The organism is Lysobacter brunescens (assembly GCF_042677005.1).
GTDB classification, from domain to species: domain Bacteria; phylum Pseudomonadota; class Gammaproteobacteria; order Xanthomonadales; family Xanthomonadaceae; genus Lysobacter_I; species Lysobacter_I brunescens.
Genome location: NZ_JBHTIF010000001.1, coordinates 869,231 through 890,437, shown reverse-complemented (window position 1 = coordinate 890,437; position 21,207 = coordinate 869,231). Strand labels below are relative to the sequence as shown.

Below are 21,207 nucleotides of genomic sequence, written 5' to 3'. Positions count from 1 at the left end.
GTGAACGGCTGCCGCGCGCATGAAGACGAAAGTCTTGAGGCCGTTGCGCGTCAGCGCACCAGCGCGACCATCTGCGCCTTGAGCTGGCGGCCGTGTTCGCGGAACCACTCGCGCTGGTCGCGCCAGTGCGGGAAGCGATGCTCCACCTCGCGCCAGTAGGCGGGCGAGTGGTCGTGGTGGATGAGGTGGCACAGCTCGTGCACCAGCACGTATTCGAACGCGTCCGGCGGGGCGAGCACCAGCGACAGGTCCAGCGCCATGGTGCCGTCCGGCGCCAGCGAACCCCACTGCGAACTCATGATCTTCAGCTGCACGCGACGCGGCGCGCGCGGCAGCTCGGGCAGGTAGCGCGGCATCCAGCGACCGATGTCGGCGCGCGCCTGGGCTTCGTAGAAATCGCGCAGCGCGCGGTGCAGCGCTGCGTCGCCGGCGCGCGAGGTGGCCTGGAAGACCGCGCAGGCATCGGCGCCGTCGCCATCGAGCTGCACGGCAGTGAAGCGGCCGGGTTCCCAGCGCAGCGGCAGCATCCGGCCGCGCAGCGGCAGGCGATCGCTTTCGCCGCGCACGAGCGGTGCGACTTCGGTTTCGACCAGGCGATCGAGCTGTGCGCCGAGCCAGTCGCGGTGTTCGGCGAGGAAGCGGTCGCCGGCGACGAGGCTGGCGCGTTCGGGCAGGGTCAGGCGCACGCCGCGCTCGCTGACCGAGAGCTTGATGCGGCGCGCGCGCGGATCGCGCACGCGCAGGACATCGATGTTGCGGCCGTCGTCGAGCAGCAGCGCCACGAGGTCGCGTTGCTGCGCACGGCTGTCGGCATGGCGCGGAGCGGAGGACTCGCGCAGTCGGAAACGGAAGGGCATGCGAAATGCTAACCGTTGTCGGCGGAACAATACAAAACTTGACGTGGCGGTTCGGATCGGTGCGGAAACCGGCACCGGCGAAGATCGGGCGCGAGAACCGCGCGCCGTCATCGCACGCCGGTCATGCGCCTGTCATTCTGCCTTCGACAGCTTCAGCGCCGGCTCCAGCGTGCGGAACAGTCGGCGCGTTTCCGCGCTGAACAGGGCGAAGCGTGCGTCGAGCTCGGCGCGGAAATCGTCGCGGTCGCCGGATTCGAGCTGCTCGACCGCACCGTCGAGGAACTTCAGCTTGCGGATGATCAGGTCGTCGCCGAGCACGAAACTGAGACGGTCGTCGAGCGTGAGTGCGAGACGCGTCACCTGCTTGCCCGCTTCGAGGTGCTTGGCGATCTCGTCGCTGTCCAGTTCCTGGTGCTGGCACTTCACGATCGCGCCGTTGTCGGTGGGATCGCGCAGTTCGCACTCGTCGCCGAGCGACAGGCCGTGCGGCAGCGGGTCGCCGGCGATCCAGCCGGTCAGCACCGAGCGCGGCGCCACTTCGGCGTTCAGCGGCAGCGCCGGGAAGCTGCCCAGCGCGTGGCGCACGTCCGACACCACCGCTTCGGCGCTCTTGCGCGAGGAGGTGTCGACGGCGATGAAGCCGTCCGTGCAGTCGATGAAGGCGTCGGTGCGACCGGGCTTCACGAACGCGCGGGGCAGCAGCTCGTGGACCAGGTCTTCCTTCAGGCGCTTGCGCGCGCGACCGCCGAGCTTGCGGCCTTCCTTGTCCTCGATCTCCTGCAGCTTCTTCTGCAGCAGGTCGTTGACCACCGAGCCCGGCAGGATCTTGTCCTCGGTGCCTGCAGTGACCCAGATCGCTTCGCCGATGCGGTGCGAGAGCACTTCCTGGTCGCCGCGACCGAACGGCGAGACGAAGCCGCGCGACGAGAGTTCAAGCGCGCCGACCGGCTTGAGGATGCACTCGGACAGGCCGGTGTCGAGTTCGCTGAAGTCGAGCGAGGCGGGGAAGCGGAAGAACGTCAGGTTGCGGAAGAACATCGGGAATCCGGGAAGTGGAAGAAGGGGTCATCCCGAGGCCGTGGGCCGGGGGACCTGTTGTCGTACCGCAGGCAACGCCGGAAGCAGGTCCTTCGCTTCGCTCGGAATGCAGGGTCAGCCTGTCGCGGATTCGTCCTGATCCGCTTTCGCGCCATCGCTGCCCAGCCAGGCATGCGCATCGGGCAGCTCGGCGTCGCCGCGCTTGCCCAGCGACAGGAAGTCGAACAGCTTCGGATCGCTGAGCTGCGAGGGACGGATGTCGCCGAGCGCGCGCGCGATCTGCTCGACGCGGCCCGGGGTTTCGCGTTCCCAGGCGTCCATCATCTTCTTCACCTGCTTGCGCTGCAGGTTTTCCTGCGAGCCGCAGAGGTTGCATGGAATGATCGGAAAGCCCTTGGCATCGGCGTACGCGGCGATGTCTTCCTCGCGCGCGTAGGCGAGGGGACGGATCACCACGTGCTTGCCGTCGTCGCTGAGCAGCTTCGGCGGCATGCCGCTGATCTTTGAATGGAAGAACAGGTTGAGGAAGAAGGTCGCGACGAGGTCGTCGCGATGGTGGCCCAGTGCGATCTTGGTGAAGCCCTGTTCCTCGGCGTAGGTGTACAGCGCGCCGCGGCGCATGCGCGAGCACAGCGAGCACATCGTCTTGCCCTCGGGCACCACGCGCGTGACCACCGAATACGTGTCCTGTTCGAGGATGTGGTAATCGACGCCGATCGACTTCAGGTATTCGGGCAACACGTGCTCGGGAAAGCCCGGCTGCTTCTGGTCGAGGTTGACTGCGGTGATCGAGAACGACACCGGCGCCTTCTTCTGCAGCTGCAGCAGGATGTCGAGCATCGTGTAGCTGTCCTTGCCGCCGGACAGGCAGACCATGACCTTGTCGCCGTCCTCGATCATCCCGAAGTCGGCGATGGCGCGGCCGACCTGGTGGCGCAGGCGCTTGGCGAGCCGGTTGGCTTCGTGGGCGGCGCGCCGCGAGGGCGGCGGCAGCGGTTCGGACAGGGGCAGGGGCGTGGCATTCATCAGGCGCGCATTTTATCCACAACGCCATGCCGTGCCGCCGTGCGTGGCATGGCGTCTCGTGCAGGCTGCAAGACCGGTCTGCAGCCTGCATGCCTGGCGCGCGGGAGGATTTCGCTAAGGCATTGATTCGCAAGGGGGCATAGGGTTGGCACGCACTCTGCGGAAGGAATCATGGCCGGCGCATCCCCCACCGCCGGCGATCCCTCGCAATGGTTTCGCAACAGGAGTCGCAGACATGTCCCAGCGTTTCACGAATCCCCGGTCCTCGTCGCGCATGCTGGCCATCGGCGCCGCGCTCGCGATGTCCCTGGCCGCGCCGCTGGCCATCGCCGCCGACGGTGCCGCCACGCAGACGAAAGCGCACGAATCGTCGCAGCAGCCGGTCGAGGACAGCTGGATCACCACGAAGGTGAAGGCCGACCTGCTGGTCGACGAGCAGACCAAGGGCCTGGACATCAACGTCAGCACGACCAACGGCGTCGTCACTCTGGCCGGTCGCCTCGACAGCACCGTGCAGGTCGACAAGGCCGTCTCCATCGCCCGCGGCATCAAGGGCGTGAAGTCGGTCGATGCCACCACGCTCACGGTGAAGCCGCGCGGCTGAGGTCGCGCGCTGCACCGCACGATCGCGCTGCCGCTGCGGCAGCGCGACCACCCCGGCCTCGTCCGTCCCTCCCCCATCCCGGACGTGCCGTATCCCCCAAGGAGATCCGATCCATGAACACCGACATCATCAAAGGCAACTGGAAGCAGCTCACCGGCCGCATCAAGCAGCAGTGGGGCGAGCTCACCGACAACGACCTGACCGCCGCCGAAGGCAGCCGCGAGTACCTCGCCGGCAAGATCCAGGAGCGCTACGGCATCGCCCGCGACGCGGCGATGGACCAGGTGCGCGACTTCGAGAAGCGCATCGACCACTGATCGCGCAGCGCTCCACGATCGGGAGGCAGGATCTCAGGTCCGCCTCCCTCTTCTCCGAAGCGCGCTCGCCTCCTCGGTCCCTTCCCCTCCCGGAGCGTCATGGCCCCGATCTCCGGACGAGGGGGCGAGCGTGCCGCGGTTCCGCGACATGCGGAACTGCATCCGACGACGGCCCTGCCACGTCTCTCCAAAGTGAGCCAATCGTTCCCCGGTGCTTGCGAGTTTCCCCGCTCCTCCCTCCGTGTGTGCAACTCCCAGTGTGTTCCTCCGTGTGTGTGTGTGCTCGCCGTCCCGGTGCGCCGGGGCGGCTTTTTTTTGGGAGGCGTTCCGTGCATTCCGCACGATCGCGGGCCGTGGATCGTGCGCGATGCACGGCCGCGGGTGTCGTACGCACGGCGCCACGGGGCCTGCAGGCGTGGCATGTCTCTTGCGGAAGTCTCGTCGCCGCGCCTTTCCCCCGGGGCGCACCCACTGTCCAGGACGCTCCCATGACCACTGCCGCGCCCCCGCGCCGTCCTTCCAGTCCGCAGGCCAGCCTCGGTACGGCCCGGCCGCAGGGTATGGATATAGTGTCGAGCGCCCTGCCGACGACCACGATGGAGACACCGGACGTGCCCACTCCTGCGACACCGCCTCCCGGCCGCGTGCTGGCGATCGACGACGATGGCCGCCTGCTGCAGAACTTCGCCATGGCCCTCGCCCGCGATGGCCACAAGGTCGAGACCGCCGACACCCTGGCCGACGGCCTGCGCCTGGCCGCCACCTGGCCCTTCGACGTGTGCCTGCTGGACCACGACATCGGCAGCGATGCCGGCATCGACGCGCTGCCCCGGCTGGCCGAGCTGGCGCCGCGCATGCGCGTGATCATGGTCACCGCCAACGCCCAGATCGAGCAGGCGGTGCGTGCGCTCGCCCTGGGTGCCGCCGACTACCTGGTCAAGCCCTGTTCGCCGGACCAGCTGCGCATCGCGGTCGCACGCCAGATCGAGGCGCGTCGCCTGCGCGACCGCGTCGATACCCTCGAGCGTGAAGTCTCGCGCGGCACCCCCGAGCTGAGCAGCCGCAATCCGGCGATGCAGGCCGCGATCGACATGGCGCTGCAGGTCGCCGCCACCGACGCCAACCTGCTGATCCTCGGCGAGAGCGGCACCGGCAAGGGCGTCGTCGCGCGCGCCGTGCATCGCGCCAGCCCGCGCGCCTCGGCCGAGTTCGCCACGGTGAACTGTCCCGCGCTCACCGCCGAACTGCTGGAAAGCGAGTTGTTCGGCCACGCCAAGGGTTCGTTCACCGGCGCCGTGCAGAACGCGGTCGGCCGGGTCAGCCATGCCGACGGCGGCACGCTCTTCATGGACGAAGTCGGCGATTTCCCCCTTGCGCTGCAGCCGAAGCTGCTGCGCTTCATCCAAGACAAGGAATACGAGCGCGTCGGCGATCCGGCGACGCGCAAGGCCGACGTGCGCATCGTCGCGGCGACCAATCGCGACCTCGACGCGATGGTGGTCGAGGGCACCTTCCGCCTCGACCTGCTCTACCGCCTCAATGTCATCAGCATCACCCTGCCGCCGCTGCGCGAGCGCCAGGAGGATCTGGAAGACCTCGCCAACGGCTTCATCCGCCGCTACGCCGCCGACTACGGCCGGCCGGCGCGCAGGCTGTCGGCGGCGGCGCTGTCGAAGCTGCGCACCTACGCCTGGCCGGGCAACGTGCGCGAACTGCAGAACATGATGGAACGTGCGGTGATCCTCGGCCGCGACGAGGAGATCGCAGCGGACCTGCTGACCCTGGACGCCACGCGCCGCGCCGAAGCGATGCCTGGCGCGTTGATGTCGCTGGAAGCGCTGGAGCGGATGCACATCGAGCGCGTGCTCGCGCAGAGCGACAGCCTGGATGCGGCCGCGAAGACCCTCGGCATCGATGCCTCCACGCTGTACCGCAAGCGCAAGCTCTACGGCTTCTGACCACGACATCGCCCGCCGTCTTGCCGAAGCCGTCCCGCCACCCGCCGAGAGCCCGCACCCGCCACGCATCACGCGCCACGCTCCGCGTCACACGCCACAGGTTGTCCGCATGTCCGATTCCCGACCCGAACCCGTCACCGAAGATTTCGCCCGCTCCCCGATGTGGAGTGGCGCACTGCTGGTCGCCTGGATCCTGCTGATCGCAGGCCTGGGTGCACTCTTCGGCGTACTCTTTCCGCCCGGAGACTGGTTCGCCGCGCTGGCCAAGCCGACGTTCCAGCCACCGGACTGGCTGTTCGGTCCCGTCTGGACGGTGCTGTACGTGGCGATGGCGGTCGCGGCCTGGCTGCTGCAGCGCACGCCCGGGGTCGACATGGCGCTGCGCCGCCGCGCGTTCGTCCTGTTCTTCGTGCAGTTCGTGCTGAACCTGGCGTGGACACCGCTGTTCTTCGGCCTGCGCAGCCCGGGGCTGGCCTTCGTCGACATCTGCGCGCTGTGGATCGTGCTGCTGTGGACACTGCTCACCTTCGGCCGCCTGCGGCCGCTGGCCGGCTACCTGCTGTTGCCCTATCTGCTGTGGGTGTCGTTCGCCCTGGTGCTCAATGGCACCATCTGGCTGATGAACGCCTGACCCGTCTCCCCGGCCTCACTCCGCACCGCGGCGCCGGATCGCGCCGCCACATCTCCCCGTTGGACCGACCATGCCGCAGAGCCAGGCCAGTCAATTCCGCAACCGCGCGAACGTCGGCCTGCTGGCGCTCGCGTTCCTGGTCATCCTCGTCACATCGGTGGTGTCCGTGCGTTCGATCAACGCGCTGCGCGAGTCGATCGGCTGGGTGACCCACACCATGGAGGTGAAGGACGAACTGGCGCGGCTGCAGTTCGCGCTGCACGATCTGGAAGTCGCCGGCCTGCGTTTCATGATCGATGGCCGCGCCGAGCATCGCGAGGCCCTCAACAGCAATCTCGACCAGGTCGCCAAGGGAATCCAGACCCTCCGCACGATCGCTTCGGACAACGACGAACAGCGCGTGCTGCTCGACGCACTGGTCAAGGATCACGAACGCCTGCGCGAACGCGCGCGCACGTCCATCGCCATCAAGGATGCCGACATGGCCCGTGGCGATGACCGCGCCGCCATACGCCGCCTGCGCGACGGACGCGGCGAGCGCATCGTCGATCGCATGCGCGCACGCATCCAGCAGATGATGCTGATCGAGGACGGCCTGCTGGCCGAGCGCCAGACCGAGCGCGACGTGCTGGTGAAGCAGACCAATGCCACATTGCTGGTCGCCAACGGCCTGGCCCTGTTCGCCGGCCTGATCGGCTTCCTGGCCCTGCGCCGTGCCCAGCGCGAGGCCGAGAACACCCTGCTGCTGCAGCTGCGCGCCGCGCAGGCACGTCGCGCCAGCGAGGAGAAGAGCGTGTTCCTGGCGAACATGAGCCATGAGATCCGTACGCCGATGAACGCGATCTTCGGCTTCGCCCAACTGCTCGCCGACCATGTCGACGAACCGCTGCAGCGCGAGTGGGTGACCTCGATCCGCAAGAGCGGCCAGGTGCTGCTGACCCTGATCAACGACGTGCTGGACCTGTCGAAGATCGAGGCCGGCAAGCTGCAGCTCAATCCGCAGGGCACCGACATCGGCGAGCTGGTCGAGGAAACCCTATCCCTGTTCGGAGCGCTGGCCGAAGCGAGGGACATCGCATTGCAGCTGGAGATCGCGCGCGACGGACTGGTGCCGGTGGCGGTGGATGCGCCGCGCCTGCGCCAGGTGCTCATGAACCTGATCAGCAATGCGGTGAAATACACCGAACACGGCACGGTGACCGTGTCCGTCGACATGGCGCCCTCGCCGCTGGGCGGGCACGACCTGCGCATCCGCGTGCAGGACACCGGCACCGGCATCCATCCGGACGAGCAGGCGAGGATCTTCGAACCCTTCTACCAGGCCGACAGCCCCGACGGCAGGAGCCGCCAGGGCACCGGCCTGGGCCTGAGCGTCACCCGCCTGCTTGTGCAGCTGATGCAGGGCCGCATCGAGGTCGTCAGCACGCCCGGCGAAGGCGCCCTGTTCCAGGTCGACATCCCGGCATTGCCGGAGGCCGAAGCGGTGGCGCCCAACCTGGCGGACGGCTTCGCCGAGGCGGTCGACTTCGACCGCCTGCCGCCGCTGCGCATCCTCGTCGTGGACGACGTGGATTGGAACGTCGAGGTCGCGCGCGGCTACCTGCGTGGCAGCCATCATTCCCTCGCGATCGCCCGCGACGGCGAGGAAGCGGTGGCGGTCGCGCGCGCGTTCCGACCGGACGTGGTGCTGATGGACCTGCGCATGCCGCGCATGAACGGCTACCGTGCGACCGAAGCCATCCGCGCCGACATCGCCGCACGCGGTGCGCGAATCATCGCCGTGACCGCCTCCAGCATGACCGACGACCATGGGACGACCGAGGTCCGCTTCGACGGCTACGTGCGCAAGCCCTACGCGCCGGCCGAGCTGCTGTCGAGCCTGATCGCGCTGTTCGGCGAGCGCAGCAGTGCGCAGGGCGGCACGCCACCGGGCGACGGCGTGAAGGACGACAACGCGCGGGACGCCGTGCGGGGTGGCGCACGCAGTGCCGCTGCGCCGCCGACGCCGGCCGAAGACCGGCGCGCGGAGGCGCTGGCCGAATGGGCCACGGTGCGTGGCGCCCCGCTGGAGGCGCTGCGCACGCGCATGCGCATGCGCGAGATCGGCGAATTCTCCCGGCGACTGGATGTGCTCGCGGACGCCATCGGCGACCCGCGCCTGCTCGACGAAGCGCGCCAGCTGCGACGCGCCGTGCAGCGTTTCGACGTCAACCGCATGAAGGCCGTGCTCGACCGCCTCGCCGGCCATGCCCTTGCCCTCCACACCGACGACGCGCACGCGCACAGCCGCGAAGACACAGAAGAAGACGATGCCCAATAGATTCCTTTCCACCGCCGTGGCCATGCCGGTGATCATGGTCGTGGACGACCAGGCCGCGAACGTGCAGGTGCTCGGCCAGCTGCTCACCCATGCCGAGTACGACGTGGTGCCTGTGCTCGACGGCGCCGAAGCGCTGGCGCTGGCCGAACATTCCCCGCCGGACCTGGTGCTGCTGGACATGCGCATGCCCGGCCTCGACGGTTTCGCCGTGCTGGAAGGCCTGCAGGCGATGGCGCAGACCCGCCACGTACCGGTGGTCTTCCTCACTGCCGACCACGAACGCGACAGCCTGGTGCGGGCGTTCTCGGCCGGTGCGGTCGACTACATCACCAAGCCGTTCATCGCCGAAGAACTGCTGGCGCGCGTGCGCACGCATCTTGACCTCAAGCGTTCGCGCGAACGCCTGGCACGCGTCGCCGAAGAACGCCAGCGCATGGCCGAGATCGTCAGCCACGACCTGCGCAACCACTTCGGCAACATCCTCTTCTCGCTGGACATGCTGCGCGAACCGGGCATGGACGATGCGGCCTCTGCGGACCAGCGCGCGCGGCTGGTGGATTCGATCCGCGCCTCCGCCGATGCCGGCCTGCTCTTCGTCAGCGCCTTCCTCGACCAGCAGCAGGACGCCACGCAGGGCGTGCCGGTCGCCGAGATCGATGCGGCATCGCTTGCCCGGGGCGCCGTCGAACTGATGACGCCGCAGGCCGCGCGCAAGGGCGTGACACTGTCGCTGGCGATCGAGGATCACGCACTGCGCGTGCTCGCCGAACGCGCCGGTGCCGGCCACGTCCTGCAGAACCTGCTGTCGAACGCCATCAAGTACGGCCCGCCGGAAGGCGAGGTGATGCTGACGGTGACCCGTCGCGGCGACATGGCCGCGCTCGCGGTGCACGATCGTGGACCCGGCATTCCGCCGCAGGACCGCGAGCGCCTGTTCCGCCGTTTCGTGCGTCTGGGTGCCTCGCCCACCGGCGGCGAAACCTCGACCGGGCTCGGCCTGGCATTGGCCAAGCAGCGCGCACGGGCCATGGGCGGGGATCTCTGGTACGAAGCCCGCCCCGGTGGCGGGGCGAGCTTCGTCTTCGAACTGCCGCTGGCCTGAGCCGGGCGATTCGGCTCAGGTCGTCTTGGCTCAGACCACCTTGCGCCTGCCCAGCAGCAGCGACAGCACGAACAGCACCAGGAACACGACGAACAGGATCTTCGCGATGCCGGCGGCGGCGCCGGCGATGCCGGTGAAGCCAAGCACGGCGGCGATCAGGGCGACGACGAGGAAAATGAGGGCATAACGCAGCATGGGAACTCTCCTTCGGGGGTGACCCGTCTCGCGGGCTTGCTGTGTTCCTTTCAAACCCCGTGCCAGCGTCGCCGCGTCCGTGAACGCGCGCCAACGGCTTCGATATCAAGGACTTGGCCGGCTCCTCGCGAGGCACGCGTTGTCCCGGTAGCGATCCGCCATCGCGGCTTCCGCACGACGCCGTGCAGCCTGCACGACCCGCGTGGCCGCGATCGCCCCAGTTCCGCCCGGCCATCAAGGCGTTCCGGGCTGGCACGGATCTTGGATGTGCATTCCATCGTCCTCCCGCGGAGACCCGACATGCGTCACGCCCCCCTGGCACACCCCGCTGTCCTTCCCGCCACCCGCAGGGGCCGCCACTGGCGGCGGATGCGCGCACGGATCGGCCTGATGGCGCTCTGGACCGCCCTGCTGGTCTGGAGCCTCGGCGCTTCGCTGCAGGTCCCGGGCGAGGCCGGCGCCATGCCCTTGCCCTTGCCCGAGGCGGCCGTCCAGGCGGGGCCTGCCCTGCCGTCCGTGGATCTGGAACGCGCCTCGGCGTGGCCGCAGGAATCCGCGGAGTCCTGGCAGGCGCCCTCGCACGAATCCCCCCGCGACACCCTGCGCGAACCGTCGCCCGAGGAAGAGGCCGCGCTGTACATCGCCGGTCGCTGAGGCGTGTTCCCGGCCTGATCGCGGATCGGGCCGGGGGCTGCGCCCGGATGCATGAAAAAGTCGCCGGCAGGCTCTAAGCTCGGGGCAATGAATCCGCCCTCCGACCCGACCGAACTCGCACGGATTGCCCAGCGCCTCGCCGAGCTGCGCCTGGAGCACCGCGACCTCGATGTCGCCATCGACCGCCTGCACGACAACATCGCCGCGGACGAACTGGCCATCAAGCGCCTGAAGAAGCGCAAGCTGCAGCTCAAGGACACCATCCACCGGCTCGAATCGGCGCTGATCCCGGACGAACCGGCGTGAATCCCGCCTCCGGGGCCGTCGCGCTGGCGCGGCCGCGCTTCGTCATCGCCGTCCCCGACCTGGCCCGCTCCGCCGCGTGGTATCGCGATGTGCTCGGCTTCGAGATCCACGATGTCGGCGACCCCGGCTGGCGCTGGTTCCAGCGCGACGCCTGCGTGATCCTCGCCGGCGCCTGTCCCGACGCACCTCCGCCCGCCGCCATCGGCGACCACGCGTATTTCGCCTACATCGAGGTCGACGGCATCGACGCCTTCCACGCCGAGCTCGTCGTGCGCGGTGTCGACATCCTCAAGCCGCTGCGCGACGAGCCCTGGGGCATGCGCGAATTCGCGATCCGCACCCTCGACGGGCACCGGATGATGTTCGGCGAGGAGATCGGATGAGGTGCCGGTTGCCCCGGGCATCGGAGCGCATTCGCCGTCATAATGCCGAGTGAAGGCCAGCTGCAGTGTCGACTGGTCCGAATGTCCGGAAAAACGAAGCGACCAGGGGGAAGCATGTGGCATCGGCACAAGCGAGGATCATGCACGGCATGGTTGCTCGCGATCATTCTTTCCATCGTTCATTTGCCTTCCACAGCACATGCGGCAGCCAACGGCGTCGGCTTCGTGCCGCTGGACGCCGGCGTCGCCCGGAACTGCAATATCGATGCACATAACGTCCTCCGGTGCTGGAGGGATGATGTGCAGCCTTCCTCTGGCGTCGCCATGGAAGGACGATTCATCGCCGTGTCCGTCGCCGTCGATAGAACCTGCGCCATCAGGACCGATGGCCTCGGAGGTTGCTGGTCCGCGGCAGAGCCGTCGGTTTTCCGTGCCCTGCCTTTCGGGCCAGTCATCGCGATCGACGCCACATCGGATGATGTCTGTGCTGTGGCGAGTGATGGACGATTGCGCTGCGTCGGTGGCGAGCTGTCCCGGCATGCACCGAACAAGAGCCGGTATGCAGCAGTCAGTGTGGCTCCTGCGCATGCGTGCGCGCTGCGCATCGAGGGCGGGCTGGATTGCTGGGGAAAGGACGAACATGCGCTCGCAGATCGATTGCCGCATGGGCATTATCTCTCGGTGAGCGTTTCGGAGACCGATGTCTGTGCGATTCGAGTCGACGGTGAAGTCGACTGCGCGCGATGGGGCGGGGTCTTGTCCGCTGCTCCGCCGAGCGGCATGCGCGCCCTTGCGATTGCCGCAGGCTCAGGCTATGCCTGTGCCATTGTCGATGATGGTCGGATCAGGTGCTGGGGCGATGTCGGCGGCGGTTTGATGCGCGTGCCATCAGGAAGGTTTGTGGCGATAGGCGCATCGGAGAAACATGCCTGTGTGCAGTCCGTCGATGGTGAGATGCAGTGCTGGGGGAATTCGACCCGGCTGTCGCAGCCTGTCAGCAGCCATCAGGACCATTTGTCGCAGGCGATCCTGGATATCGCCGCAGGCGAGCAGAAAACCTGCGTCCTGCGAAGCCGTGCGGAAGTCGATTGTGCTGGCATCGGTGTTGACTCACCCGGCACCACCGAGGGACATCGAAGCATTGCCGCCGGCACGGCCCAGGTCTGCAGCATCGCCGATGGCAACCGCATCGTCTGCTGGGGCAGCGCAGGGAAAGGCGACGAGCCACCGCCGGAAGGACCCATGCGCAGCCTGGATGCTGGCGCTTACAACGGCTGTGCGATCAGGAGCAATGGTCTCGTTGCGTGCTGGGGATGGGACAAGTACGGGCAGGACGACTTCGCTTCAGGAACGTATCGCGATGTTGCGACTGGCATGAATCACTCCTGTGCCATCCGCGCCGATGCATCGCTCGTTTGTCGCGGGTATGGTGCCGAGGGGCAAACTTCCCCGCCGGCTGGCGGCTTTCGCGACGTTGACGTGGGTGAACGGCATGCGTGCGCGCTTTCCGACCAGGGACGCATCGTCTGCTGGGGGCTGGGTTCGGAAGGACAGACGACGCCTTCGGGTGCGTCGGTGACCTATCGCGCCCTGGCCGTTGGCGCATTTCACGCCTGTGCGATCTCCGATGTCGGACGTCTCGCGTGCTGGGGACGCAACAACCATGGACAGGCGACGCCGCCCAGCCATGGACGCTATGTCTCCCTGAGTGCCGGTTTCGCGCACTCATGCGCGATCCGCGATGATGGGCAGTCGGTGTGCTGGGGCGACCCCGCGGCTGGTATCCACGTGGCTTCCAAGAGCATGGCGATGGGTGTGAAGGCGGTCGACACCACGCCGCCAACGGTCACGCCTGTCATCACGGGAACCCTGGGCGAGAACGGCTGGTACGTCAGCGAAGTCCAGCTTCGCTGGCTGATCGAGGATCCTGAGTCTCCGCCCAGAATCTACAGTGGTTGCCGGGATGTTGTCCTCACGCAGGACACGAAGCCGGAAGATCATGTCTGCATGGCGGTGAGCGACGGCAGCCGGCCCGGATTTCCACCCACGACGGTCCAGGTTGTACTCAAGCGCGACACTGTCCCGCCCCGTGCGATCATCGAAACGCCCGCTCCCAATGAAGCAGGCTGGTACAACTCGACCGTGGGCGTCCGTTATACGTGCTTCGACGAGACCTCCGGTGTCCCGAGCAACTGCAATGTCTGGACCAACGCATATGAGGAAGGGCCGACCCAGCTTGGCCATCAGGTCAAGGATGAGGCCGGTCATCTCAGTGAATATGCCCAGGCGACGGTCTGGATCGACAAGACACCCCCGACGATCTCCGCGATACTGCCGACATCGCCGATGATCCTGAATGCGTCGTTCGACACGCAGCTGTCCGGCACAGACGCAAGGTCCGGCGTGGATTGGGCCCGCAGTGGTTGCACGCCGATCGCCACGCAGATTCCTTCGCAGGAAACAACGTGCCGTATCTACGATCGTGCCGGCAACCTCGCCGCCAAAACGGGAGGCTACGCCGTTCTGTACGATTTCGAAGGCTTCATGGGGCCGCTTGCGAAAGGAGAGGTGTTGCACGAGATCGAGGCGACGCGTTACGTGCCGATCATCTGGAAAGTGCGCGATGCAAAGGGCGTGCTGGTCGCGGACAAGGTCTTTGGCTGGGTCGAATACGGCAGCATTGCTTGCCCGGCATGGCCTGTCGCGCAGTTGAATTGGAGAGGCGTGACATCGAGCCAGGGTGAATACATCCTTCCGGATGGGTCGCATCGAATCGACTTCAGGTTCTACGCGGACGAAGCCAACAAATGTTTCCAGGTTCACTACTACCTTCGTGATCAGACGCGGCATACGGTTACGTTCAAGGTGCGTCCACGCCAGATGACGACGGGTGGACCTCTGCGGCCCATTCAGTCGCCGACGCCCATCCAGCGACCGGTGTCCGGCCGTCCAGCACCCGGTGCACTGCGGCCGGCACAGTCCAGGCCAAGGGCGCGATAATGGTGGAGCCGGTGGCGTGAGCGTCACCGGCTCTCCCGACGAGGAAGCCCCGCCCATGCACTCCCGCCCCGCCCGCATCCTGTTCACCGTTGCCGACCTGCTCGCCTGGCCAGCCTGCGCGATCTCGCTGCTCGTGGCGGGGCTGTATCCGTTCGTGATCAGTACCTTTCTCGCGCGCAAGGGCATCACGGTGCCGGGGTGGATGCTGACGTCGGAGTGGCTGGGCTGGCTGCTGGCGAGCGTGGGCCTGATGCTGGCGCTGCGGCGCACGCCGTTCTCGCTGGTGCCGCTGCTGCTGTCGGCGCTGGCGTTCGCGGTCGCGCGCGACTGGCCGTATGCGCTGTCGATGCTGGGCTATGCGGTGCTGCTGGTCGCGCTGCCGCATGTCCTGGCGTTGCGGGCGTTCAAGGCATCCGGCGGAACGCCCTGACGGCGCGAGCAGCCTGCCGCGCGGCAGGCGGCAGGCGTTCGCGGATGCCTCACCGGGCCTGTGCCGGCAGTTCCGCTTCGGCTTCGCGTTCCAGGTCCTTCAGCAGCTCGTCCGCGGCGCGCGACAGCGCCAGCGAGGCCCAGGCCGTGGTGTCGCGGACGTCGCAGGCGACATGCGTCGCGTCCTTGGCGCAGAGCGCGTCGAGCAGCTCGGGAATGCTCTCGTCGCCGTGTGCGAACACCCGCGTGAGGTTCTCGCAGCCGACGCGCACGCCGGCCGTGCAGACCTTCAGGTATTCGGGCTTCGCGCCGGCCCAGTCGCCGGCCAGCGCGCGCTGGTGGCCCAGCGTGTTGCAGCCGTGCAGGCTGCCGCGCGCGCAGCAGGCAGCGATGCTCTCGCTGCCGGGCTGCGGGCAGTCCTCGACCAGCGGCTTCTCGACGTAGACCATCGGTGCGGCGCAGGTCGCGGCGCCGCCATCGCGGGTGTACACGGCGTAGCGGTTCCAGCTGTCGATGCCGATCAGCGCATCGCCTGCGATCGGCGCGAACACGAAATCGCCGCCCTTGTCGTGGCGGATCCGGACCTGGCCGTCCTCGATGCGCGCGCGCAGCTGGCCGCCGAGGCTCGGGAGGAGGCCGCGATCGCCGAAATCCAGTTCGCTCATCAGTCCGGTGGCGGCGACGTAGCGGCCGCAGGGCAGGCGTTCGGCACGTTGCGGCTGCAGCGAGGCCACGCCGGCCAGCGCGGAGGCGTGTCGGCAGGCTTCCGGGTCGCCGCCGCGCGTGCAGGCGGTGTCCAGCGCGGTGCGGGCGTCCGCATGACGTCCGCCGATCCACAGCTGCTCGGCGACTTCGTTGCAGACCTTCGCCGAGCCATGTTTCGCGCACAGTGCGGGCAGGGGCGCGAGCGCCTGCGCAGGCAGTGGCTTGTCGTCGGCATACATCGAACCGACGGCCTCGGTGAGTGCGCGTGCGAGCAGTGCCGATGCGGGGCGATCGCAGGCGTCCTTCGAGAACGACGGATCGTCTTCGCTGCACGCAGCGGGCCGTTCGAACGGTTCGAGATCCTGCGCCTCGCGCAGCGCGTCGATCCAGCGCACGCAGGCGATCGCCACGCCATCGTCGCAGGCCGCGCGCAGCCTGTCGGCCGAGGCATGGCCGATGTCGGCGAAGCAGGCATCCAGATCGGCGCGGCAGCTGCCCGGCGCGGCCGGTGGCGGCGCCGCGCCGCAACTGCGGGCTTCGGCGAGCACGAAGGTCTTGCGGAACGATTCCTCGACTTCGGTCATTGTCCTGCCGTCGGCGCTCAACGCGAAGTCCGAGGCATAGCCCTGGTCGGTGTCGAACAGCCGCAGCGTCTTGCCGGTCACGCGGTAATGCTGCGTCGCAGGCGCAGATCCCTCACGCAGCAGGCGTGCCCTCACGCCATCGTCGATCTCCAGCCGCGCGCCACTGTCGGCATCGATGTAGCTGCCACAGGTCGGTGGGGCGGCGAAGGCGGTAGAGAGGCATGCACTGCTTGCGAGCAGGGTGCAGCCGAGGAGGCGCACAACAGACAGGATTTTGCTCATGGCGGATCACAAGGACATCGAGATGCCCATTGTCGCTTCCCGCATGCCTGCAGTCGCCCCCCGTCAAATGTTTCGTGGACAATAGGGGCCAGGCAGGTCCACCCATGAAGACCGATCTGTCGCCGCATCGGGCAATGCAGCCATCGAATTTCAGGGAGATACCATGATGAAGCAGATGTTGCTGGCCTTTGCCGCGATGGCTGTGTGGCTTGCGGCGCCCCTCTGCGCGCACGCAGGGCGGAATGCGGCGGATGCCGGGCTGCAGCTGGATGCCTCCAGCGATTACAGCTGCGCCTTGAAGGAAAACGGTGACCTGCGTTGCTGGGGCCTCATCAATGGGGACAATCCCGAACCGCCGGTTGGGCCGCATCTCTCGGTATCCGTCGGCAACGATCATGTCTGCGCCATCCGCGCGGATGGCGGGTTGGCATGCTGGGGAGGCGCGGATGCAGCGCCTCCCGCTGGCGTATTCCGCTCCGTTGCCGTGGGCAGCGATGGCGATTGCGCGATTCGTGATGATGGCCGCGTGACCTGCTGGGGCGGCGGACTTGCGGCAACCGCTCCGCTTTCGGGCGCGTATCTCAGTCTCGATGCTTCCGGCACTCGCGCCTGCGCCATCGACAGCAAGGGCGAGTTGGTCTGTTGGGAATCGCAAGGAGCGACATCCCTGGGGCCACCGCCAGCAGGCAGGTTCCTTTCGGTCGCAATCGGTGCCGCGCACGCCTGTGCGCTGAGAAGCGACGGAGAGGCGACGTGCTGGGGTGACGGTACCGACGGTCGAACCGAGGCACCCGCAGGGATGCGCTTCCTCAGCGTGACTGCAGGTGAACGACACAGCTGCGGCGTTCTCGTCGATGGCCGCCTGCAGTGCTGGGGAAGCGATTCGGAAGGGCAGCAACTGTTGCCATCCGGGCGATTCACGGCGCTTGCAGCAGGCCGCTCGCATACCTGCGCACGCGGCATCAAGGGTGCGATCGCATGCTGGGGTGGCGGCGGGAGCAGTGGCCAACTGCATCCACCGCAGAGCGAAGGCGCTGGTTCGCATGCGCTCACGCTGGGCGGTCGTGGCGCGGCGGTCTGCGAGCTCACTGCGTCCGGAGGGCAGTCCGACATCGATTGTTCCGACGGGATCGGCGGTCTTCGCCCGCCTGCCTTGCCTTTCGTCGATATCCGGCTGGGCGAGCGCTCTGGCTGCGGCATCCTCCGTGACGGGACGGTGCGTTGCTGGGGAGAGTTGCCGGAACGGCCTCTCGCGGACAGGACGGGCTTCCATCGCATCACCGTCGGAGGCGCGCACGGATGCGCACTTGATGAGAATGGCAGCGCGCTTTGCTGGGGCGACAATTCCGATGGCCAGGCGAACCCGCCGACGGGACATTTCATCGATATCGCGGCAGGAGACCGTTTCACCTGCGGTCTCCGCGGTTACAGTGCAGTCCCTGTCGACTCCGTCGTCTGCTGGGGCGCCGGTGCTGCCGTCACCGACAAGCCGGCGAACAGCGATTTGCAGGGCATTTCGGCCAGCGACGGCAATGTCTGCGCATACAAGTATTACGGCGCTGCCATCTGCTGGGGAAGCGCGGGCCAGACGATCGTGCCACCGGCCACCTTCAATTCCAGGTTGAATCGCGTCGTCGTCGGTGCCCGGCATGCCTGCGCATGGCGTGACTTCAGCAACATCGTCTGCTGGGGAGACAACAGCGCCGGCCAGCGCCATGTCCCGATGTCCGGAGGCGGTCCTGACCTGATCGCTGCGGGGGATACCACGTGCTCGACTTTCCTCGGCACGGTCCAATGCTGGGGCGCCCATGCCCGCACGTTGCGAGCGGGTATCGATTTCGGCCCGTATGGCGTGCCATCGCTGGAAGCGGGCGAGCGGCATACGTGCACCAAGCGCAGTGGCGGCACGGTCCGCTGCTGGGGCGAGGCGTCGGCGGGAAAGCTGGATCCACCGCTCGATCGCATGCGCGCCATCGGCGTCGGTGGCCACCATGCCTGCGGCATCAATGGCGTAGGCCGTGCGCAATGCTGGGGGGATGGGGAACATGACGGCAACATCGCACCTGCGGAGGACGTACGCGCCATCGGCCTCGGCTTCTACAACGGCTGCGCGATCCTGACCCATGGTGCGGTGTCCTGCTGGGGCTGGAACGCGAATGGCCAAGGCACCCCGCCTGATGGCGTATTCCGCATCGTTGCCAGCGGATTGAGCCACGCATGTGGCGTGCGCGACGACGGCACGCTGGCATGCTGGGGCTACGACGCGGATGGTCAGGCATCGCCGCCCCAGGGCCGCTATCGAGCGATCGATGTTGGCGAACGGCACAGTTGTGCCATCGCCGATACCGGTGAACTGCTTTGCTGGGGACTCGGCAGCGAAGGCCAGACCGATGCGCCGGCCGGCCGCTTCCGTGCGCTTTCCGTTGCAGCGTTCCATGCCTGCGCGATTCGCTCTGATGGCGGTATCGCCTGCTGGGGGCGAAATGACCAGGGACAGGCCACGCCACCGACGAGTGGTGCCTACGTATCGATCGCGACGGGATTCGCGCACAGTTGCGCCGTTCGTGATACGGGTGGACGCGTCTGCTGGGGCAATAACACGCTCGGACAGGCACCTGCATTCACGATGCTGCCCGAAGCACTTCCGCCGGGTCGCGTGGGTGAACTGTATCGTGTCGATCTGATGTATGCGCGCAACGGCGACGCATATCGTCCAGACGCGATCTGGTTCGAACACGTGGCGGGGGAGTTGCCGCAGAGCATGCACCTCCTGGAATCCGGACGGCTTGTCGGCGAATTCATGCCCGAGGATGAAGGAGAGCATCGATTCACGCTCAGCGTCGTCGATGCAAACGGTGTCGAGGATCGGCGCGAGTATCGCCTTTCCGTCCGTCCGCCGGATAACACGCCACCCATGGTGGAGCCCGTGGTCGCGGGGCCTGTCGGAAATGCGCATTGGTATCGCGGTGATGTCACCGTTCGCTGGAATGTCACCGACCCGGAGTCGACCATCACCCAGGCGATCGGGTGTGACGAGGAGATCTTGTCCAACGATACGGCCAGGCTGGACTTCATCTGCACTGCCACCAGCGCAGGCGGGACCACCGAGCATGCGGTCACGGTCAGGCGCGACACCGTCGCGCCGGACACCGTGCTCACCGAAGTGCCGCCGGCGCAAGCCAACTACGGTATCCGGGATCAGCGGTTCGCATTCGAGACGACGGCCGTGCACGATCTTTCCGGATTGGCGGGATTCGAGTGCGAAACGATCCATGAGGACGTGTCGTCGGGCTTCAGCACATGTTCTTCACCCTTCGTCCTCTCGGCGCCGCTGGCACCAGGCGAATGGCAGGTGCGCGTTCGTGCACTGGATATCGCCGGCAATTTCGAAGACATGCCGGCGACATACACCTGGCGCATTCAGGCCGATGTCTCGCCTCCCGTCGTTCGTCCCCTGGTCGATGGTGTCCCGACACTCGCGAGCTGGTACACGAGCGATGTCGCGCTGGATTGGGAGGTGTCCGATTCACAGACTCCGGTGACGGGCCGGATCGGTTGCGAACCCTTCGTCTGGCGAGAGGAAGGTATCAGCCCGGTACAGTCGTGCGAGGCTACCAGTGGTGGAGGCACTGGTCGTGCCCAGGTCTTCCTGCGTAAGGACTCGGTGCCACCGGTCGTGGTCGCCGCGCCCACCGTACCGGCAGGCGCGTCGGGATGGCACAACAATGTGGTCAGGGTCGTGCATGCGTGCACCGACGCCACGTCCGGCGTCAGTGCCTGCCCGCCCTCCGAGATCGTGACCGCAGAAGGCATGCAGGTCGTGCAATCCACCCTGCTCGCCATGGATTACGCCGGGAATGCCGTACGCCCGTCCCCCATTGTCCTGAAGATCGATCTCGCGTCGCCGCAATTGACCTGGCGGATCTCGCATCCGGCGGACATCAATGGCTGGCATCGCATCCCGCCTGTCGTGGAATTCATCTGCTCCGACCTCGTGTCCGGGCTGGCCTCGGGCGCATGTCCCGAACCGGTGACCGTCAGCAGCGAAGGTGCCCAGCTTCTGACCCGGAGCGTGACCGACATCGCGGGCCTGACCAGTTCGGTGACCATGCCGTTCAGCGTCGATCTCAGTCCGCCGACACTTGCGATCTCGCGTCCCGACAGGGTCGTGCTGGGCAGCAAGCCGATCGCGAGCGCAAATGCATCGGACCTCTACTCGGGGGTTGCCTCGCAGTCGTGCTCGGCGATGGATACATCGACGATCGGACGAAAGTCCGTCACTTGCACTGCGACCGATCGAGTCGGTCATGTCGCCACGGCAAGCGCCACCTACGATGTCGTCTATGGCTTCACGGCGTCCAGCGCACCGCTTTCCAACCCTGCGCAGCTGCACACGATCGAGGCGCCCCGTTCGGTCGTATTCGATTGGCGTGTGCACGATGCGGCGGGAAACGCGATCACCAATGCCGCCGTGGTGTCTACCGACGCAGTCGAGATCGCATGCCCCGCCGGAGGCATGCCACTGATGGCCGCGCCTGGCGGCGAAACGGACACCATCGAGAACTTCGGTGACGGGCGATACCGACGCAACTGGTGGATCAATTACACAGGCAAAGTTCGTTGCCTGCGTTTGTCCGTGACGCTGGACGACGGGCAGGCGCGCAGTGCGATTGTTCGCGTCCAGCCGAAGCGGCGGGTAACAGGGGGCCCGAAGCCATCGGAACTGGCGCCGCAGCGACCGAAACCGCTGGCGACACCCCGAATCCCGGGACATCTGCAAAAGCGCTGACGCGATGCCCGTTGGAACGCGCGGGAG

Annotated in this window: 17 protein-coding genes; 12 read left to right on the top strand and 5 right to left on the bottom strand. The window is 67.2% G+C overall.

The genetic code is table 11. The annotated features are described in order from the left end of the window. Positions 1-50: 50 nt before the first annotated feature. The 3 genes from ACFQ0E_RS03670 to ttcA all read right to left on the bottom strand — a co-directional run bounded on the left by ACFQ0E_RS03670 (position 51) and on the right by ttcA (position 2,921). Positions 51-857 (bottom strand): M48 family metallopeptidase, encoded by an 807-nt coding sequence (locus tag ACFQ0E_RS03670; RefSeq protein ID WP_386822339.1) that lies wholly within the window; start codon positions 855-857, stop codon positions 51-53. Positions 858-989: 132 nt separating this feature from the next. Beyond that, positions 990-1,895 (bottom strand): recombination-associated protein RdgC, encoded by a 906-nt coding sequence (locus tag ACFQ0E_RS03665; RefSeq protein ID WP_386822338.1) that lies wholly within the window; start codon positions 1,893-1,895, stop codon positions 990-992. A gap of 114 nt (positions 1,896-2,009) precedes the next feature. Then, positions 2,010-2,921, bottom strand: coding sequence for a tRNA 2-thiocytidine(32) synthetase TtcA (gene ttcA, locus ACFQ0E_RS03660; RefSeq protein ID WP_386822337.1), 912 nt, complete (start codon positions 2,919-2,921; stop codon positions 2,010-2,012). Between the two features lie 235 nt (positions 2,922-3,156). Between ttcA and ACFQ0E_RS03655 the strand changes: the two genes are divergently transcribed. The 6 genes from ACFQ0E_RS03655 to ACFQ0E_RS03630 all read left to right on the top strand — a co-directional run bounded on the left by ACFQ0E_RS03655 (position 3,157) and on the right by ACFQ0E_RS03630 (position 9,853). Then, entirely contained in the window at positions 3,157-3,525 is a 369-nt protein-coding gene (locus ACFQ0E_RS03655; protein WP_386822336.1) for a BON domain-containing protein, read from the top strand. Between the two features lie 113 nt (positions 3,526-3,638). Next, complete coding sequence (locus ACFQ0E_RS03650) at positions 3,639-3,842, top strand: CsbD family protein (RefSeq protein WP_137851655.1); 204 nt, start codon at positions 3,639-3,641, stop codon at positions 3,840-3,842. A gap of 488 nt (positions 3,843-4,330) precedes the next feature. Further along, positions 4,331-5,800, top strand: coding sequence for a sigma-54-dependent transcriptional regulator (locus ACFQ0E_RS03645; protein ID WP_386822335.1), 1,470 nt, complete (start codon positions 4,331-4,333; stop codon positions 5,798-5,800). Positions 5,801-5,909: 109 nt separating this feature from the next. Continuing rightward, positions 5,910-6,431: a TspO/MBR family protein gene (locus tag ACFQ0E_RS03640; protein ID WP_386822334.1), complete on the top strand. Its 522-nt coding sequence runs from the start codon at positions 5,910-5,912 to the stop codon at positions 6,429-6,431. A gap of 70 nt (positions 6,432-6,501) precedes the next feature. Further along, positions 6,502-8,751, top strand: a complete 2,250-nt coding sequence (locus ACFQ0E_RS03635; protein WP_386822333.1) for an ATP-binding protein — start codon at positions 6,502-6,504, stop codon at positions 8,749-8,751. Then, positions 8,741-9,853 (top strand): hybrid sensor histidine kinase/response regulator, encoded by a 1,113-nt coding sequence (locus tag ACFQ0E_RS03630; RefSeq protein ID WP_386822332.1) that lies wholly within the window; start codon positions 8,741-8,743, stop codon positions 9,851-9,853. Before ACFQ0E_RS03635 ends, ACFQ0E_RS03630 begins: the two co-directional genes overlap by 11 nt. 30 nt (positions 9,854-9,883) lie before the next feature. On the opposite strand, the gene ACFQ0E_RS03625 is transcribed toward ACFQ0E_RS03630, so the two are convergent. Continuing rightward, a complete protein-coding gene (locus ACFQ0E_RS03625) occupies positions 9,884-10,048 on the bottom strand; it encodes a DUF1328 family protein (protein WP_137851659.1) in 165 nt (54 codons plus the stop codon). Between the two features lie 390 nt (positions 10,049-10,438). On the opposite strand from ACFQ0E_RS03625, the gene ACFQ0E_RS03620 reads away from it, so the two are divergent. The 5 genes from ACFQ0E_RS03620 to ACFQ0E_RS03600 all read left to right on the top strand — a co-directional run bounded on the left by ACFQ0E_RS03620 (position 10,439) and on the right by ACFQ0E_RS03600 (position 14,821). Beyond that, the gene (locus ACFQ0E_RS03620) at positions 10,439-10,702 is read left to right on the top strand and encodes a hypothetical protein (RefSeq protein ID WP_386822331.1); all 264 of its coding nucleotides are present in this window, start codon (positions 10,439-10,441) and stop codon (positions 10,700-10,702) included. 87 nt (positions 10,703-10,789) lie between these two features. Further along, a complete protein-coding gene (locus ACFQ0E_RS03615; protein WP_386822330.1) occupies positions 10,790-11,008 on the top strand; it encodes a YdcH family protein in 219 nt (72 codons plus the stop codon). Then, complete coding sequence (locus ACFQ0E_RS03610; protein ID WP_386822329.1) at positions 11,005-11,391, top strand: VOC family protein; 387 nt, start codon at positions 11,005-11,007, stop codon at positions 11,389-11,391. Before ACFQ0E_RS03615 ends, ACFQ0E_RS03610 begins: the two co-directional genes overlap by 4 nt. A 153-nt stretch (positions 11,392-11,544) precedes the next feature. Next, positions 11,545-14,391 carry an RCC1 domain-containing protein gene (locus ACFQ0E_RS03605; RefSeq protein WP_386822328.1) on the top strand — a complete coding sequence of 949 codons (2,847 nt, stop codon included), beginning with the start codon at positions 11,545-11,547 and terminating at the stop codon, positions 14,389-14,391. Between the two features lie 55 nt (positions 14,392-14,446). Continuing rightward, on the top strand, positions 14,447-14,821 hold the full coding sequence (locus ACFQ0E_RS03600; RefSeq protein WP_386822327.1) for a hypothetical protein: 375 nt from the start codon (positions 14,447-14,449) through the stop codon (positions 14,819-14,821). 49 nt (positions 14,822-14,870) lie between these two features. On the opposite strand, the gene ACFQ0E_RS03595 is transcribed toward ACFQ0E_RS03600, so the two are convergent. Next, on the bottom strand, positions 14,871-16,391 hold the full coding sequence (locus tag ACFQ0E_RS03595; RefSeq protein WP_386822326.1) for a hypothetical protein: 1,521 nt from the start codon (positions 16,389-16,391) through the stop codon (positions 14,871-14,873). A gap of 163 nt (positions 16,392-16,554) precedes the next feature. On the opposite strand from ACFQ0E_RS03595, the gene ACFQ0E_RS03590 reads away from it, so the two are divergent. Beyond that, complete coding sequence (locus tag ACFQ0E_RS03590; protein ID WP_386822325.1) at positions 16,555-21,180, top strand: RCC1 domain-containing protein; 4,626 nt, start codon at positions 16,555-16,557, stop codon at positions 21,178-21,180. Positions 21,181-21,207: the final 27 nt, after the last annotated feature.